Origin of the sequence: Vibrio frigidus, from assembly GCF_042465995.1 — a bacterium.
In the GTDB taxonomy this organism is placed as follows: domain Bacteria; phylum Pseudomonadota; class Gammaproteobacteria; order Enterobacterales; family Vibrionaceae; genus Vibrio.
Genome location: NZ_JBCDMC010000013.1, coordinates 54,343 through 71,269 on the forward strand (window position 1 = coordinate 54,343; position 16,927 = coordinate 71,269).

Genomic DNA, 16,927 nt, shown 5'->3' on the forward strand with positions numbered 1-16,927 from the left:
TAAAAAATTAGGCTATACGTTTGGTGGGAAACAGACACCTGTTCCGCCTAATCCACAGTATCCGTTTGGATTTCTTGCTAAATATTGTTGATGATAGGTTTCTGCAAAATAGTATATGTTGGCCACTGCTATTTCCGTTGTGATCTGACCTTTTTGTTGTTCATCTAATGCAGATTGGTATTGCGCTTCGCTCTCTTTGGCTATCTTAAATTGCTCGTTATTAAACGTGTAAATTGCAGAGCGGTATTGGCTGCCGAGATCATTTCCCTGACGCATGCCTTGAGTCGGGTCGTGTTTCTCCCAAAAATAATTGAGAAGTTGTGATAGTTTGATGATACTAGGATTGAATATGATTCGCACAGCCTCAGTATGACCTGTTTTGCCCGTGCATACCTCTTCATAAGTTGGGTTCTCAGTGTGGCCGCCACTGTATCCTACAGACGTCGAATGAACCCCTTCCAGTGACCAAAATAAACGTTCGGCGCCCCAAAAACATCCAAGTCCTAGCACTATTTCTTCATAACCTTTAGGTACTGGAGCGGTGATGTCGGTATCGTTTACAACGTGTTTTTCGGTGATGGATATCGGTGTCGAACGTCCTTTTAATGCGGTTTCACTTGTCACTACTTTCTGTTTGTTGAACATGATATTCGGTCCTTTTCCAGTCTTAATGGATTGAGTATAAAGGATTGTCTTCTTCTGCTTATATCGATATCAGCTAATCAGAAACAAATGCTTATATAACAAAAGACTTATGTGATATTTCACTAATAATACACATAATATGACATCTTGATAACACATGTGTATAAGGTTGATTCATTATGGGTTAAGCTTTGTTCATAAGGATATATCACCGCGATAAGGTTCGTTTCAGTCTGTGTTTCAAACTATTAAAATAATAAAAAAGTTGACCGTTGTTCTGTCTATGTTGTTGCTATTAAGCAAGGGGGCATGGGCAAGCATTGCTTTAAATATTGAAGGGTTAGAAGGGACTCTTGAAGAGAATACGAATGTATATGTCGCTGCAATCGCCGAAGAGGATTACTCTACATCGCTTCGCTTTCAGTCTCGCCTTCGAGATACTATTATCACCGCACTTAAAGCACTTGGTTATTATCAACCTGAAATCACTTTTATTATCTCTGAAAATGAGGAAACCTTGACGGCTAAAGTTGCAAAAGGTGAGCCTGTATTGATTGACGTTGTCGACATTGAATTAGAGGGCGGAGCGAAACAAGATCCAGATTTTCTATCATTGATTGCGAAGTCTGGCTTGGTAGAGCAATCGATATTAGATCATAGTAAATACGACGCACTAAAAAAGAGTATCCGAAATTTAGCCTTGTCAAAAGGGTATTTTGATGGAGATTTTACAAAGACGGCATTAGAGGTTGCACCTGAGCTTAATCAAGCTTTTATACGATTACATTATGATAGTGGCGTTCGGTATAATTTTGGAAAAACCATTATTGTGGGCAGCCAAATAGAAGAAGATAAAGTGCGCTCTCTGATACCTTATGAAGAAGGTAAACCATACTTAGCTTCCGATGTTGGTTTGCTTAATCAACGTCTATCAAATACAGAGTGGTTCTCTTCCGTTTTTGTCAAACCAGATTTGAAAAATGTGGAAGAAAATCAATTGCTACCAATGGAAGTATCTCTAACTCCGCAATCGAAGAATAAGATAGAAACGGGTATAGGTTATTCTACGGATGTTGGCGTTAGGGGGACATTGAAGTGGAATAAACCATGGGTTAACACGTACGGACACAGTTTTGATTCAAGCTTATCGCTCTCTTCTCCAGAGCAAACGATTGTTTTAGGCTATAAGATTCCTTTAGAGGACGTGCTTAACGAATATTATCGGATTCAATATGGTATGAAGTATGAAGATAAACTTGATACAGATAGCTTAGAGGTGAGCACTGTTGTTGAACGGCATTGGCAGTTGGAAAATGGTTGGCATAGAAACCTTTTTTTAAAGTATCTACATGAAGACTTTACTCAAGGCTCTCAAAATGACGATATAAAAATGGCGATTCCAGGTGTTTCCTTTTCAAAGACGAAAAGCTCTGGTGGCTCAATGCCTAAGTTTGGTAATAAGTATTCGGTGAGTTTTGAATTGTCTGATGACAGCGTGATATCAAGAGCACGAATGCTGCGCATTCAGACCCGTTCAACTTGGATTAATAGCTTGGGAAGCAATCATCGGGGCATCGCTCGTGTCGATTTAGCGGCAAACTTTGTCGATAACATTCTTGACCTTCCTCCTTCTATTCGTTTTTTTGCTGGTGGCGATAATAATCTGCGTGGTTACGATTATGAATCTATTTCTCCTACAGATGATACTGGAGCTCTTATTGGGGCTAAATACATGGCAACGAGTACACTTGAATATCAATATAGAATTAAAGGTGATTGGTGGTTAGCGGCGTTCGTCGATGCTGGTGATGCATGGTCTGCTACACCAGAGGCTAAAATTGGTACTGGTTTTGGTGTTCGATGGGCATCCCCTGTTGGACCAATTCGACTTGATTTAGCTTGGGGACTGGCTGAAGAAAGCGGTGATCAGTTCCGCGTTCACTTTGCGTTGGGACCAGAGTTATGACGAAGATAGTGACTAAATGGATAGTAAGATCTTTATTTGGTGTTATAGGCCTGATTTTACTTATTTTGTTGCTTTTATTGGGGCTCCTGTTTACCAATAGTGGCCTCAATGCTGTTATTTGGGGGGCTCAGAAAGCCTTGCCTAAATTGGAGATTATGAAGAGTGAAGGGGCGTTGTTACCTGAATTCTCTCTGTTTGATATCTCCTATAAGTCGGACGAGTTTTATATCGAAGCAAAAAGTAGAGAAATTACTTTGGCTATTACGCCTAGCTGTTTTCTTACGCCGTCGGTTTGCGTTGAACAGTTGAAAATTGATGGTCTAGACTTGGCTTTAACTGGATTGCCACCCGCGAGTGAAGAACGCCCTTCTGAATCATCAGAACCTTTAACTGAAATCCGACTACCAGTCCCCATTTATGTTCGCAATCTATCGCTGTCTGATATCGACCTAGATATTTTGGGAAATAAAATCAATTGGCAAACCTTCACCAGTCAAATAGAGATGAGTGGTAGTAAGTTAACCATCCATCCCACTATCTTTGAGGACGTTAGCGTTGAATTGGCTGAGGTTGCTGATAAAGCATCAGAACCAAAAGATGTTGCCAATACTGATCAAACCAAGCAGTCAATTATGCTACCCGATGTGTTGATTCCTTTAGAGATTGATCTGGAGAGATTTGACTTATTTCGTTTTAGCGTAAAAGGTGAAACGCCCGTTATAGTAAATCATCTTGGGTTATCCACGCATGCACAAGGCTACGCGGTTAATGTAAAACAACTTACGTTAGATACGCCACAAGCTGATATTGAATTGAAGTCAGAAATTGAATTGAAAGATGGCTATCCGCTAGTTTTGGACGCATCGGCGTTGGTCAAGCAGACGGAGCTAAAAGGGCAAAATCTCGTATTAATAGCAAAAGGGAGCGTAGCAGAACTACAACTTGATGCGCAGCTTACCGGCGTAATTGAAGCGCGGTTAAATGGGCGAATTGAATCGCTTGATCCTGAATTACCTTTTGATATCGAATTAACTGCCGGTCACGTGCAATGGCCATTAACTGGGGTCGCTGATTACACCGTGGATGTTGACCATATTAAATCCAATGGTTCATTAAAGGGCTACCAATTAGATATCGCGACCGTTGCCGACGGAAAAGGTATCCCACCTCTCGACCTTGCAGTAAAAGGCGAAGGCAATTTAGAACAAGTGGAGCTTGAATCTATTCTACTTAAAACTCTCGGCGGGGAGGTTTCTGGTCAAGTCATGGCCAACTGGCAATCCCCGGTTAATTGGCAAGCCAAATTGGGCTTGTCAAATATTCAACCGGGATTGGAGTGGGAGCAAGCAGAAGGTGTCGTTAACGGATCATTAACGACCACTGGAGAGTTATTTGAATCAGGGGGGTGGCAGGTTGAATTACCGCTTTTGGATATTGAAGGAATAATTAGAGAATACCCTCTTACTATTGAAGGTGAATTACTCGCGAGCGATGCAAAGGGATCAGGTGATCTCAAAGTGATGACAAGTGGACTTGTCGTCAAGCATGGGCCTAATGGATTAAATATTTCAGGGCAACTCGATAAAAAGTGGGCAATGGATACAAGTATTAATTTTCCGGATATTGAAAAATCACTTCCTGACTTTAAAGGCAGTATTAATGGTCAAATTGCATTACGTGGTGAACTTAAGACACCTGAAATTCGCACCGATCTTTCTGCAGAAAAAATCGCGTATCTAGATATTGCGACTATTTCTAATATTACTCTTTCCAGTAATTTAGCACCATTACCAGCACCTGCTGGCGAGCTTGACCTTAAGATAAGTAACGTTGTGTATGAAAATAAGACAATAGACTCGATTGATCTTTCATTTTTTGGTTCGCAAAAAAAACACCAACTTAGTCTTGATGTGCTGTCTGATTTACTAAAATCGAATATTCATATTGCTGGTGGTTTGCATGAAAAGCCTGAATTAACTTGGAAGGGCACACTAGATAAAGCGGAACTGTCTACGGTGCAAGGCCCTTGGTCTCTAGACCATCCTGTTGCGGTTAGTTTTCTTGTCGATAGTCAAGTTGCCAATGTCCAAGCCCATTGCTGGACACAAGCTAACTCGGAGGTTTGTCTAAGTAAAGATCTCGTTGCGGGACAGTCAGGTGAAGCGCATCTTGAAGTTCAAAGTTTTGTGTTTAGTCAACTTGATATGTTTATCCCTAAAGGGACCATTATCGATGGGGAATTCAATGCTGAAGCATGGGCAAGTTGGGGGCCCAATAAAAAACCAGATGCTGAATTTAAGGTCTCATTACCTAAAGGAAAGCTAACACAACAGATAGAACAACCCATAGTATTAGCTTGGGAATCCATTGTACTCAATGCTCAGTTACACAAGGATAGCCTTGCGGTCGATTGGCTTTTTGATCTTGCAAATAATGGGGATATTAAAGGAAACCTGAAAGTACCAGATGTTCAAGCTACACATCAAGGATTGGATGCTCAGATTATTTTAGATAATATTAATTTAGATATGATTCAGCCTTTGGTGGGAGAGTACAGCAAGGTAAATGCGGATATAAATTCCGATATAAGAATTTCAGGTCCAGTTAAACATCCAAAAGTTAATGGCAAATTTGTCATCGGTGACATTATTGCTCAAGGTGATATCGCACCTGTTGAAGTTAATAATGGGATCATCGCCATCGATTTCTCTGGCTATAATGCGCGGTTAAATGCGGATATCGAAACACCTGACGGTGTGTTACAACTTGATGGAGACGCAAACTGGGAAGATTTATCCGCTTGGTCGACCAATGTGAAAGTGTTTGCCGAAGAGCTGAATGTCACTCTTCCACCGATCGTTCAAGTAAAAATAAAGCCAGACATGCAGATCGCCATTACCCCTAAACGAGCAATTATTGAAGGCGATATTTATCTACCCTGGGGAAATATTACGGTTGAAGAACTGCCGCCTAGTGCAATAGGCGTCTCTTCCGATGAAGTAATTTTGAATAAAAACCTTCAGCCTGAAGAAGCAAGTACAGCGCTTCCTATCGAGGTGGAAACAAACGTAAATATCCATATTGGCGATGACTTTAAATTGGCGGCCTTTGGTTTAAAGGGCGAACTCGTCGGCAAACTGAATGTAACCCAAAAAGATAAAGGGCCATTTATTGTTGGAGAGATTGAGGTCGTCAATGGCGCTTATCGATCTTTTGGACAAGACTTAATCATTGTTGAAGGGAAAGTGTTGATGAACGGGCCGGCAGATCAACCTTACCTTGCTATTGATGCGGTACGAAACCCAGACAACACGCAAGATGATGTCGTGGCGGGTATTCGAGTAACTGGCCCGGCAAACGAGCCAGCAATAGAGGTTTACTCTAAACCATCTATGCCGCAACAGAATGCTTTGTCCTACTTATTGAGAGGACAAGATCTTGATGGTGCGGCTGGTGGCAGTAGTATGACAACGGCCTTAATTGGACTAAGTTTGGCTAAGAGTGGGCAGTTAGTAGGACAAATTGGTGAAACTTTTGGCGTGTCTGATCTGCAGTTGGACACCGCTGGATCTGGAGAAGAATCTCAGGTGACGGTCAGTGGTTATCTGACTCCAGAACTACAAGTGAAATATGGGGTCGGTATATTTGACTCATTTGGGGAATTCACAGTTAGGTATAAATTAGTCACCGATTTATATTTGGAAGCGGTGTCAGGAATGGATAGTGCCGTTGATCTGTTATATCAATTTGAATTTGATTAGGGAGTAATACATGCGACATCTGGTTTTTGTTTACGGAACGTTGCGTAAAGGTGAATCTAATCATCACGTACTTAGTGAGTGTGAGTACCTTGGTTTTTTTGAAACTGAACCGAACTATCAATTGTTCAATTACGGCTCCTCTCCAGGCGTCACGCAGGGCAATTGTAAGGTGTTAGGTGAAGTGTATAGTGTTGATGATGATGTTCTACAGCGATTAGATCGTCTCGAAAATGTTCCAATTGACTATAGACGAGACCCTATAGATACGCCTTATGGATCGGCGTGGATTTATCTTTATCAAGAAGTGAGTCCACTTGATGAAGCGATAACATCAGGCAACTGGTTGTATCGAAATAAGTAATTTTAGAAGGTGTTTGGGTCGATAAGGTAAAAAGAAAAGCCGCTTATTTTTGACGATAAGCGGCTTTTCTTATGAAGATAAAACGTTATTCGTTGGGATACTGGTCAATAAACTGTTCCACTTTATTGACCATCGCTTTCGATCCAACAAAGAAAGGTACACGTTGGTGTAACTCGGTTGGTTTCAGCTCCATGATTCGATTTTTACCGTCAGACGCTATGCCACCGGCTTGTTCAATGATGAATGCCATAGGATTACATTCATAAAGAAGGCGAAGCTTACCATTAGGATGACTTTCTGTGCTCGGATATAAGTAGATCCCGCCTTTTAGTAAGTTTCTATGAAAATCAGCAACTAACGAGCCAATATAGCGCGAAGTATAAGGTCGATTCTCTTCAGGTACACTCTCTTGGCAATATTTTATATACTTTTTAACCCCTTGCGGGAAACGAATATAGTTGCCTTCGTTGATGGAATAAATAGAGCCAGTTTCAGGGGTGATTAAACTTTCATGAGATAAGCAGAAAGAACCGATGGAAGGGTCATAGGTAAAACCATGCACACCATTACCCGTTGTGTACACTAACATGGTTGATGAACCGTATATCACATAACCTGCGGCAACTTGTTTGTCACCCGGTTGTAAAAAGTCTTCTTGCGTTGGTGGTGTGCCAACGGGTGAAACGCGGCGGTAAATTGAGAAAATCGTACCGACGGAAACATTGACATCGATATTAGATGATCCATCCAGCGGATCCATTAAGAGCACATATTTTGCGTTTTTGTTTAGCTCTTTATTAAATGCAACGGTTTCATCTTCTTCTTCGCTTGCCACTCCGCACACTTGATCACGAGCTTCGAGTGCCGCTTTGAATTTTTCATTCGCGTATAAATCCAGCTTTTGTTGTTCTTCACCCTGTATATTCTCAGCACCAACCGAGCCGGTTATATCAACAAGTCCTGCTTTATTGATTTCACGGTTTACGATTTTTGCTGCAAGGCGAATTGAGGCTAATAATGAAGATAGTTCTCCACTAGCGTGGGGGAAGTCACTTTGTTTCTCTACTATAAATTCGCCAAGTGTGCGAAATTCAGACATGTTATATCCTTAACGTTTTCTGATGATTTAGAGGGCTTTTTCGTTACAATGACTTATAGCGCTAATTCATTATTATATGTTCGTTGCAACAGGTTCAATTGTATGGCATTAAACTTTTTATTGGTAATGAAGTAACTACTTGATATACAGATTGTTTCAACTACGTATCACATATTATCTGCAACTGAGTCGAATGATTGCTTATCTCTGATAGATCGATCACATTAGTGCAGTCAAACAAGCAAGCTTAGGAAAAATAAAATGCACATTCATATTTTGGGGATTTGTGGAACCTTTATGGGGGGCGCGGCGGTGTTAGCTCGTCAACTGGGGCATAAAGTAACAGGGAGCGACGCAAATGTGTATCCACCCATGAGTACGTTACTTGAATCTCAAGGTATAGAAATTATTGAGGGTTTTGACCCCTCACAACTAAAATCCAACCCTGATCTTGTTGTAATTGGTAATGCCATGAGTAGGGGGAACCCGTGTGTAGAGCATGTCCTTGATCACAATCTAAAATATACGTCTGGTCCACAGTGGTTAAAAGAGTTTCTTCTCCATGATAGATGGGTATTAGCCGTCTCCGGTACCCATGGAAAAACAACAACAGCAAGCATGTTGTCATGGATACTTGAAGATTGTGGTTACGAGCCAGGTTTCCTTGTGGGTGGTGTTTTAGGGAATTTTGGGGTATCTGCGCGTCTAGGAAACAGTATGTTCTTTGTCGTTGAGGCTGATGAATATGACAGTGCATTTTTCGATAAACGCTCAAAATTCATTCACTACCACCCTCGCACCTTAGTAATGAACAACCTCGAGTTCGATCATGCCGATATTTTTGATGATCTTGAGGCAATTAAGAAACAATTTCATCACTTAGTACGAACAATCCCGAGCAATGGTCGAATATTCTCCCCTAAATCCGAATTGGCGCTTCAAGATGTATTGAAAAGGGGGTGCTGGAGTGAACAAGAGCTGATCGGAGATGAATCTTGTGATTGGAAAACAGAGAAAATTAAAAAAGATGGCAGCGAATTCAATGTTTTTTTTCGAAGCGAATTAGTTGGTACGGTTAAGTGGGATTTGGTTGGTGATCATAATGTTAGTAATGCATTGATGGCGGTGGCAGCAGCAAGACATGTCGGTGTTACTGCTGATCTGGCTTGCGAATCTTTAGCGTCGTTCATTAATACCAAAAGACGACTTGAACTAAAAGGTGAAGTTGCAGGTGTCACGGTTTATGACGATTTTGCTCATCACCCTACCGCGATAGAACTGACACTGGATGGGTTGCGTAATAAGGTGGGGAAGAAAAAAATAATTGCGGTATTGGAACCTCGCTCAGCAACGATGAAGATGGGTATCCATAAAGAAACGCTCGCGACGTCGTTATCTAAAGCTGACTCTGTATACCTGTATCAGCCAAATAACTTAAAATGGTCAGTAGAAGACATTGCCAAACACTGTGCTCAACCTGCTTTTGTGAGTGATAATATAGACGTGTTTGTTGCTGAGATTTTGCAAGAGGCAGCGGAGGGCGATCAAATACTCGTGATGAGTAATGGTGGCTTTGACGATATTCACGATAGGTTGTTAGATGGATTGGCTAAGAGTAAATAGATTTTATCCAACCGAAATAGTAAACATTTTAACAATACAGAGAATGTAGATGATTAAAGAAAAAACAATTACCTTGGCATTTACTGGCGCCTCTGGTGCACCTTATGGTTTACGGTTGCTAGAATGCCTGCTAGCGGCAGATTATAAGGTTTACCTGCTCATTTCTTCAGCGGCTCGTGTTGTGATGGCAACCGAACACAATCTAAAGTTACCGAGTGGTCCTGAAGCGGCCAAAGCGGTGCTGATTAAACAACTGAACTGCAAACCTGAACGATTAGAAGTGTGTGGTAAAGAAGACTGGTTTTCTCCCGTTGCCTCAGGCAGTGCCGCACCTAAAAAAATGGTGGTTTGCCCCTGTTCTGCAGGTAGTGTGGCTGCCATTGCTCATGGCATGTCGGACAACCTCATAGAACGAGCCGCAGATGTGGTTATGAAAGAACGCGGTCAGCTATTGTTGGTTGTTAGAGAAACCCCTTTTTCTACATTGCATTTAGAGAATATGCATAAGCTTTCTCAGATGGGTGTGACTATTATGCCAGCGGCTCCGGGGTTCTATCATCAACCTAAAACTATCGACGATTTGGTGGATTTTATGGTGGCAAGAATATTAGATCATCTCGATATAGAGCAAAAACTCGTTGCGCGTTGGGGATATGACAATCGATAAATTGGCTTGTTAACATGGCGGATAAGCATCTGTTCTCGTGGCTAGTATCTTCATAACATTACGTATACAATCACTGTCGACTCATCGGGGTGCTCAATAGTTATTTTTTAAAATAATCAACTATTGGGCTGAGATTAAGTTTTCCTTAGAACCCGTACACCTGAACCAGATAATACTGGCGTAGGAATTGAGCGGGATAAATCAAAAGTCCTCCCTCAAGCCTGTGCCGCTCAAAACATGGAGAGCGTCCAGTGAAATACACTATTTCAACCTTAGCTTCAATATTAACAGTAATCCTTTCATTTTCTACTTTTGCCGCCGATAAACTGACGGTATACACCTATGATTCTTTTGCCGCCGATTGGGGCCCAGGCCCAAAAATTGAAAAAGCCTTTGAAGCTCAATGTGGTTGTGACTTAGAGTTTGTCGCATTAGATGATGGGGTGTCTATTCTTAATCGTTTACGTCTAGAAGATAGCAACAGTAAAGCGGACATCATTTTAGGGTTAGATACGAATTTAATGACGGAAGCAAAAAAGACAGGGTTGTTAACAGAACATAGCGTAGATACCTCTACAACAACACTGCCTAAGGGGTGGTCAGACAGTATATTTGTTCCTTTTGATTACGGTTATTTTGCTTTTGTATATAACAAAGATAATCTACAAAACCCACCTAAGAGCTTAAAAGAACTTGTTGAACAACGTGATGATTTAAAAGTGATATATCAAGATCCACGTACTTCTACACCTGGACAAGGTTTATTACTTTGGATGAAGTCTGTGTATGGTGATGACGTTAGTAAAGCGTGGGAAATACTGTCTAAAAAAACCGTGACCGTGACCAAAGGCTGGTCTGAATCGTATTCGATGTTTTTGAAGGGAGAAGCGGACCTTGTTCTGTCTTACACCACTTCTCCTGCCTATCATTTAATTGCTGAAAATGATGCAAAATATGCCGCGGCTATTTTTAATGAAGGGCATTACATGCAAACTGAAGTCGCTGCAAAAGTGAAAGGTTCCCAAAATCCTAAGCTCGCTGACGAGTTTATGAGCTTTATTCTAAGTAACGAATTCCAATCAGCAATGCCAACAGGTAACTGGATGTACCCAGTGACGAATGTTCCACTGCCTGAAGGTTTTGAGACGCTGACGGTTCCGGAAAAAGCACTTTCATATTCTTCTGATGAAGTGTCTAAAATGCGCAAAAACTGGATAAGAGAATGGCAATCAGCGTTAGTCCAATAATACTCAATCAGACATGTTTGTAATTGATTCCCCTGATTGGTATAAGCTGAATTTTCAATAGAGACTGTAGTGTCCGAGTGCCCTGAATTATGAATAAAACGCCGAAGTTAGGCATTGTTATTGCTGTGTTTATCGTGGTCTTTGTCACCTCGGCATTTGGGGCGCTTATTTCATACGCGCCCCATCTCGATCTTACTCAGGTAGTGTCTGACCCTTACTATCTACATGTCACCAAATTTAGTTTTTACCAAGCTTTTTTGTCAACGCTGCTCAGTGTTGGTTTAGCTATACCCGTAGCGCACTCGCTATCAAGACGGAATTTCATGGGTAAATCGTTTCTATTAAAGTTATTTTCAAGCACACTTGTTTTACCTGTTCTTGTGGGCGTTTTCGGTCTGTTAGCCATTTATGGAAATAGCGGTTTATTGGCGACGTGGCTCAATAAATGGGACGTTGAATTACCCTTTTCAATATATGGCCTAAATGGCATATTGCTCGCGCATGTATTCTTTAATTTACCTTATGCTAGTCGTTTATTGCTTCTCTCTTTAGAAGGTATTCCTCCTGAACAACATAAGCTCTGTTCTCACCTCGGTATGAGTCATTGGTACAAATTTAAGTGGGTAGAATGGCCAAGGTTGCGACAACAGTTACCTCATGTTTGTGGTTTAGTATTCATGCTCTGTTTTACGAGTTTTGCTACCGTTATGGCGTTGGGTGGTGGGCCAAAATCAACGACAATAGAGTTAGCGATATACCAAGCTATTAAATTTGATTTTGACTTGCAGGCTGGTGCGTTATTAGCAATATGGCAGATGTTATTGTGCGGTTTGTTATCGCTATCGATACAAAAAATAAGTAAGCCAAATATTTTAACTATGCAATCCAATCAGCACCCGATCATCTTTACTAAAGACAATAACCGCGCAAAATTATGGGATTGCAGTTGGATAGCCTTTGCGTCATTTATCGTCTTACCACCGTTGATGATGGTGGTACTGAGCGGATTGAATTCAAAACTGTGGCAAGTGCTTCAAGATGACCGATTTTGGCAAGCGGTTAAGGCTTCATTAAGTATTGCTTGTTCGGCGAGTGTCATCGCTCTGTTTATTGGTGTCGCGATACTTCAAACAAGTCGAATATGGAGAAGTAAGGGCCTTTCTAATTATGCGAATGGTATCGAACTTATTGGTACCATAATTCTCGTTACGCCCGGTTTGGTAATCAGTACAGGGTTGTTTTTACTGCTTAGAAAAATAACCGATGTGTATAGCCTCGCATTTTTTATTGTGGTTGCTGTTAATAGTTTGATGGCGTTGCCATATGTAATTAAAACATTGTCCCAACCATTCTTTCAGATATTGCAACAGTATCAATTTCTCACCATGAGTTTGGGAATGAAAGGTTGGCGTCGATTTTTATTGATAGAATGGAGAGGATTACAAAAACCGATAGCACAAGCATTTGCGATAAGTTTCATGCTCTCTATGGGTGATCTTAGTGCAATAGCTCTGTTTGGCAGCCAAGATTTTAGAACCTTGCCTCTGTATCTTTTTCAACTATTAGGTAGTTATCAAATGGAAGCAGCAGCGGTGGTATCCTTAACGTTATTGCTATTAAGCGTAGGCAGTTTCACTTTAGTCGAAAAGGTATTTGGGAAAACGTATGCTCCACGTCGCTAATGTTCAATATCGCTATCATAAAGAAGTTTTTAAGTTTGATTTTATGCTTGAAGATGGCCGCATTGTCGCGCTTATGGGGCCTAGTGGCTCTGGGAAATCAACCTTACTGGCCCTTATTGCAGGGTTTATCCATCCAGAAAGTGGAAACATATCGGTTAATGATGCCTCTTTGCTTAACAAAGAGCCCCATTTAAGGCCTTTCGCCATGCTATTCCAAGAACACAATTTGTTTAGCCATCTAACGGTTAGAGAAAATATTGGCTTAGGGTTGCATCCTGGTTTAAAGCTAACGGTGACACAAAAAGATCAGGTGATTGATGCGGCTAAACAGGTCGGCATGGATGAGCTATTAGATCGAACACCAGAAAAACTCTCCGGTGGTCAGAAGCAGCGTGTAGCATTAGCACGTTGTTTTGTTCAACCACACCGTATTTGGTTGTTAGATGAACCGTTTTCGGCTCTCGACCCTATCTTAAGAGAAGAAATGTTGATGCTCGTTAAACGCCTTGCGGGTGATAGACAGATTACCGTAGTGATGGTGACGCATCATATTAGTGATGCGAAAGCGATAGCGACAGATTTCCTCTTTGTCGATGAGTATAAAGCACTCATTCATGAGCCCATCATTCAATTAAGTGCTCAACACAGCAACGAAAAATTACGTGCGTTTGTAAAAGCGGGTACAAGTTGACCTAATCGTTTGAACGTTCTTGGTTCTAGATAAACTCCGTTTCGACAATTATCACTTTATTCTCTTTTAGTCGTGACCTATATAGCGGCTTGAAGTAATATTGGCGACCTTAAAAAACTCGGCTTTTCTTTCTAGATAAATAGGAGAATAGTCGCTTTTATCTGCCTATAATATGTGTATCAATAGGCATCATCAAATAGAATAATAGACGCGAGTCTACTCCAACATAGAGGTAATCAATCATATGGCATTTGCTTTGGGTCAACGCTGGATAAGTGATACAGAAAGCGATTTGGGTTTAGGTACTATCGTAGAGTTGGACGCAAGAACCGTTACGTTAATGTTCGCTGCGTCTGAAGAAAATAGAGTTTATGCCCAAAAAGAAGCCCCAATTACCCGCGTTATATTCCATGTTGGAGATTCCACAGAGAGCCAAGAAGGTTGGTCTCTAAAGGTAGAAGAAGTTTTAGTAGATAATGGTCTTCTAACCTATGTAGGTACAAGAGAAGATACGCAAGAAAGTGGCATTATGCTAAGAGAGATATTCCTTAGTAACCAAATTCGATTTAATAAACCGCAAGACAAGCTGTTTGCAGGTCAGATAGATCGAATGGATAACTTTGTATTGCGTTATAGCGCGTTGAAGAATCAATACCAACAGCATAAGAGCCCGATGCGTGGTTTATGCGGAATGCGTGCAGGCCTTATCCCCCATCAATTATTTATCGCTCATGAAGTAGGGCGCAGACACGCACCTCGCGTTTTGCTTGCTGATGAAGTGGGGTTAGGTAAAACCATTGAAGCCGGAATGATTATCCATCAACAAGTGTTATCCGGTAGTGCAGAACGTGTTCTAATTGTTGTGCCGGAAACACTACAGCACCAATGGCTTGTTGAAATGATGCGTCGTTTTAATCTGCATTTCTCTATCTTTGATGAAGAACGTTGTGTCGAAGTTGATGTTGATGCGGAAAATCCATTTGATACTGCGCAGTATGTGCTCTGTTCTTTGGATTTTCTGACCAAGAATCAAAAGCGCTTTGAACAAATTGTGGATGGTAATTGGGACCTGCTCGTTGTCGATGAAGCACATCACTTAGAATGGAGTGTGGATGCGCCTAGCCGTCAGTATCAGGTTGTAGAAGGTTTAGCGAATAATACGGCTTCTGTTTTGCTATTAACGGCAACGCCAGAGCAGTTAGGTCATGAGAGTCATTTTGCCCGTTTGCGTCTTCTTGACCCCGACCGTTTCTATGATTATCAAGCTTTTGTTGAAGAAGAAAAGCAATATGAACCGGTTGCTGACGCGGTAAGTAATCTGCTTTCTGGAAATATGCTTGAAAATAAAGTCAAAAATCAGATAACGGAACTGCTTTCTGAACAAGATGTTGAACCACTATTTCGAATTATTGAAGCAGAACTTCCTGACGAAGAGAAAGATAAAGCCCGTCATGAGTTGATCGATAATCTTATGGACCGCCATGGGACTGGGCGTGTGTTATTTAGAAATACACGATCGGCGATTAAGGGTTTCCCAAAGCGTAAGGTTCATTTGTTGCCAATGGTCATGCCTGAACAGTATGCACGAGCAATGCGAGTATCTAACATGCTCGATAAAGATCTACCTTCAGAAGCAAAGGCAATACGAAAGCTCTACCCAGAAGAGATTTTTCAAGAGTTAGAGGGTGGTTCGTGGTGGCAGTTCGATTCTCGAGTTGATTGGTTGATTGAGAAGGTAAAAGAGAAGCGCTCAGAGAAAGTTTTAGTGATTGCTTCTAGGTCGACCACGGCACTTCAATTAGAACAAGCATTGAGAGAACGAGAGGGTATCCGTGCCACCGTTTTCCACGAAGGCATGTCGATTATAGAACGAGACAAAGCGGCTGCTTATTTCGCACAAGAAGAAGGTGGTGCTCAGGTTCTTATTTGCTCTGAAATTGGCTCTGAGGGGCGAAATTTTCAGTTCGCTAATCAACTAGTCATGTTCGATCTGCCATTTAATCCTGATTTATTGGAACAGCGTATCGGTCGTTTAGACCGAATAGGTCAGCAACGAGATATCGATATTTTTGTGCCTTATCTTGATGGTTCTTCTCAAGGTATTTTAGCTCGTTGGTTTGAGGAAGGGCTACAAGCTTTCTCTGAAACCTGTCCAACAGGGCGCGCAGTTTATGACAAATATTCCGACGAGCTGGTGGATCTTCTTGCGGGTGGAAAAGGTAGCGATCTTGAGCAGTTAATAAGTGCATCCAATAAACTCAATCAAGAGCTCAAAGCTCAATTAGAACATGGTCGAGATAGGTTGTTAGAGATGCATTCTAATGGTGGCGAACAAGCACTGAAAATAGTAGAAAAGATTGCCAGTACCGATGGCGATACAAACCTGATCACGTTCGCGCTTAGCTTGTTCGATACCATTGGTCTGAATCAAGATGATAAAGGCGAGAAAGCACTCGTTGTGACTCCTTCTGAACATATGATGGTACCAAGTTATCCCGGTCTTCCATATGAAGGTGCAACCATCACTTTTGATCGTGAAACGGCACTATCACGTGAGGATATGAACTTCATCAGTTGGGAACATCCGATGATTCAAGGTGGTATAGACCTTTTATTGAGTGAAGGGGTTGGTACAACGGCGGTTTCTCTGCTTAAAAACAAAGCATTACCCGTTGGCACTATGCTATTAGAACTTGTCTATTTGGTTGATGCACAAGCACCAAAACGAAGCGGGATCAGTGGATATTTACCACAGACACCTATTCGTTTGATGATGGATGGCAAAGGGAATGACCTTTCAGATCAAGTAGAATTCGAAAGCTTTAACCGCCAGTTGAGCCCGGTCAATCGCCACTTAGCGAGTAAGCTTGTATCGAGTGTACAAAGCGATATTCGCAAGCTTATTGAGGCAGGTGAAGAATGTATCGGTGGTAAACTCGACATCGTTAGAGAGCAGGCGCAAAAAGAGATGTTTAGCGCTTTAAATGGCGAGCTTGAGCGGTTACAAGCACTAAAAGCGGTGAATCCAAATATTCGTGATGAAGAACTACAAGCGATAGAAAATCAAATTCTAGAGCTGACGGGGTATATCTCTAAAGCTCAGATTCAGCTCGATTCATTACGACTCATTGTTGTTTCGCATAAATAAGATTAGGTTTATCTGACCTCAATGACAATAAGGCACA

At 41.4% G+C, this 16,927-nt stretch carries 11 protein-coding genes and 1 riboswitch; of the genes, 9 read left to right on the forward strand and 2 right to left on the reverse strand.

All coding sequences use genetic code 11. From position 1 onward, the window contains the following. Positions 1 to 12: 12 nt before the first annotated feature. A complete protein-coding gene (msrA, locus tag AACW90_RS19460) occupies positions 13 to 645 on the reverse strand; it encodes a peptide-methionine (S)-S-oxide reductase MsrA (protein ID WP_390237825.1) in 633 nt (210 codons plus the stop codon). Positions 646 to 898: 253 nt separating this feature from the next. On the opposite strand from msrA, the gene tamA reads away from it, so the two are divergent. From tamA to AACW90_RS19475, 3 genes are read left to right on the forward strand one after another with little or no spacing between them, the layout of a single operon-like run. After that, positions 899 to 2,611, forward strand: coding sequence for an autotransporter assembly complex protein TamA (tamA, locus tag AACW90_RS19465; RefSeq protein WP_390237963.1), 1,713 nt, complete (start codon positions 899 to 901; stop codon positions 2,609 to 2,611). Continuing rightward, positions 2,608 to 6,372 carry an autotransporter assembly complex protein TamB gene (gene tamB, locus AACW90_RS19470; protein WP_390237828.1) on the forward strand — a complete coding sequence of 1,255 codons (3,765 nt, stop codon included), beginning with the start codon at positions 2,608 to 2,610 and terminating at the stop codon, positions 6,370 to 6,372. The genes tamA and tamB overlap by 4 nt, the downstream gene beginning before the upstream one ends. 10 nt (positions 6,373 to 6,382) lie before the next feature. Beyond that, positions 6,383 to 6,733: a gamma-glutamylcyclotransferase family protein gene (locus AACW90_RS19475; RefSeq protein ID WP_390237832.1), complete on the forward strand. Its 351-nt coding sequence runs from the start codon at positions 6,383 to 6,385 to the stop codon at positions 6,731 to 6,733. Between the two features lie 85 nt (positions 6,734 to 6,818). Here AACW90_RS19475 and fbp read toward each other — a convergent pair whose 3' ends face one another. After that, the gene (gene fbp / locus AACW90_RS19480) at positions 6,819 to 7,832 is read right to left on the reverse strand and encodes a class 1 fructose-bisphosphatase (RefSeq protein WP_390237835.1); all 1,014 of its coding nucleotides are present in this window, start codon (positions 7,830 to 7,832) and stop codon (positions 6,819 to 6,821) included. A gap of 261 nt (positions 7,833 to 8,093) precedes the next feature. Between fbp and mpl the strand changes: the two genes are divergently transcribed. The 6 genes from mpl to rapA all read left to right on the forward strand — a co-directional run bounded on the left by mpl (position 8,094) and on the right by rapA (position 16,890). Beyond that, positions 8,094 to 9,455, forward strand: coding sequence for a UDP-N-acetylmuramate:L-alanyl-gamma-D-glutamyl-meso-diaminopimelate ligase (mpl, locus tag AACW90_RS19485; protein WP_390237838.1), 1,362 nt, complete (start codon positions 8,094 to 8,096; stop codon positions 9,453 to 9,455). Between the two features lie 49 nt (positions 9,456 to 9,504). Then, positions 9,505 to 10,122 carry a flavin prenyltransferase UbiX gene (locus tag AACW90_RS19490; RefSeq protein WP_390237842.1) on the forward strand — a complete coding sequence of 206 codons (618 nt, stop codon included), beginning with the start codon at positions 9,505 to 9,507 and terminating at the stop codon, positions 10,120 to 10,122. Between the two features lie 75 nt (positions 10,123 to 10,197). After that, positions 10,198 to 10,326: riboswitch (TPP riboswitch) on the forward strand. A gap of 47 nt (positions 10,327 to 10,373) precedes the next feature. Continuing rightward, the gene (gene thiB, locus AACW90_RS19495; protein WP_390237844.1) at positions 10,374 to 11,369 is read left to right on the forward strand and encodes a thiamine ABC transporter substrate binding subunit; all 996 of its coding nucleotides are present in this window, start codon (positions 10,374 to 10,376) and stop codon (positions 11,367 to 11,369) included. Positions 11,370 to 11,455: 86 nt separating this feature from the next. Continuing rightward, on the forward strand, positions 11,456 to 13,051 hold the full coding sequence (thiP, locus tag AACW90_RS19500) for a thiamine/thiamine pyrophosphate ABC transporter permease ThiP (RefSeq protein WP_390237965.1): 1,596 nt from the start codon (positions 11,456 to 11,458) through the stop codon (positions 13,049 to 13,051). Continuing rightward, positions 13,035 to 13,742: a thiamine ABC transporter ATP-binding protein gene (gene thiQ / locus AACW90_RS19505; protein ID WP_390237846.1), complete on the forward strand. Its 708-nt coding sequence runs from the start codon at positions 13,035 to 13,037 to the stop codon at positions 13,740 to 13,742. The genes thiP and thiQ overlap by 17 nt, the downstream gene beginning before the upstream one ends. Positions 13,743 to 13,986: 244 nt before the next feature. Beyond that, a complete protein-coding gene (gene rapA / locus AACW90_RS19510) occupies positions 13,987 to 16,890 on the forward strand; it encodes an RNA polymerase-associated protein RapA (RefSeq protein ID WP_390237848.1) in 2,904 nt (967 codons plus the stop codon). Positions 16,891 to 16,927 lie beyond the last annotated feature (37 nt).

What these genes read in the sequence shown, in the direction of transcription:
- msrA (WP_390237825.1), bottom strand. Translation starts at nt 645, where the DNA reads ATGTTCAACAAACAGAAAGTAGTGACAAGTGAAACCGCATTAAAAGGA.
- tamB (WP_390237828.1), top strand. Translation starts at nt 2,608, where the DNA reads ATGACGAAGATAGTGACTAAATGGATAGTAAGATCTTTATTTGGTGTT.
- AACW90_RS19475 (WP_390237832.1), top strand. Translation starts at nt 6,383, where the DNA reads ATGCGACATCTGGTTTTTGTTTACGGAACGTTGCGTAAAGGTGAATCT.
- fbp (WP_390237835.1), bottom strand. Translation starts at nt 7,832, where the DNA reads ATGTCTGAATTTCGCACACTTGGCGAATTTATAGTAGAGAAACAAAGT.
- mpl (WP_390237838.1), top strand. Translation starts at nt 8,094, where the DNA reads ATGCACATTCATATTTTGGGGATTTGTGGAACCTTTATGGGGGGCGCG.
- AACW90_RS19490 (WP_390237842.1), top strand. Translation starts at nt 9,505, where the DNA reads ATGATTAAAGAAAAAACAATTACCTTGGCATTTACTGGCGCCTCTGGT.
- thiQ (WP_390237846.1), top strand. Translation starts at nt 13,035, where the DNA reads ATGCTCCACGTCGCTAATGTTCAATATCGCTATCATAAAGAAGTTTTT.
- rapA (WP_390237848.1), top strand. Translation starts at nt 13,987, where the DNA reads ATGGCATTTGCTTTGGGTCAACGCTGGATAAGTGATACAGAAAGCGAT.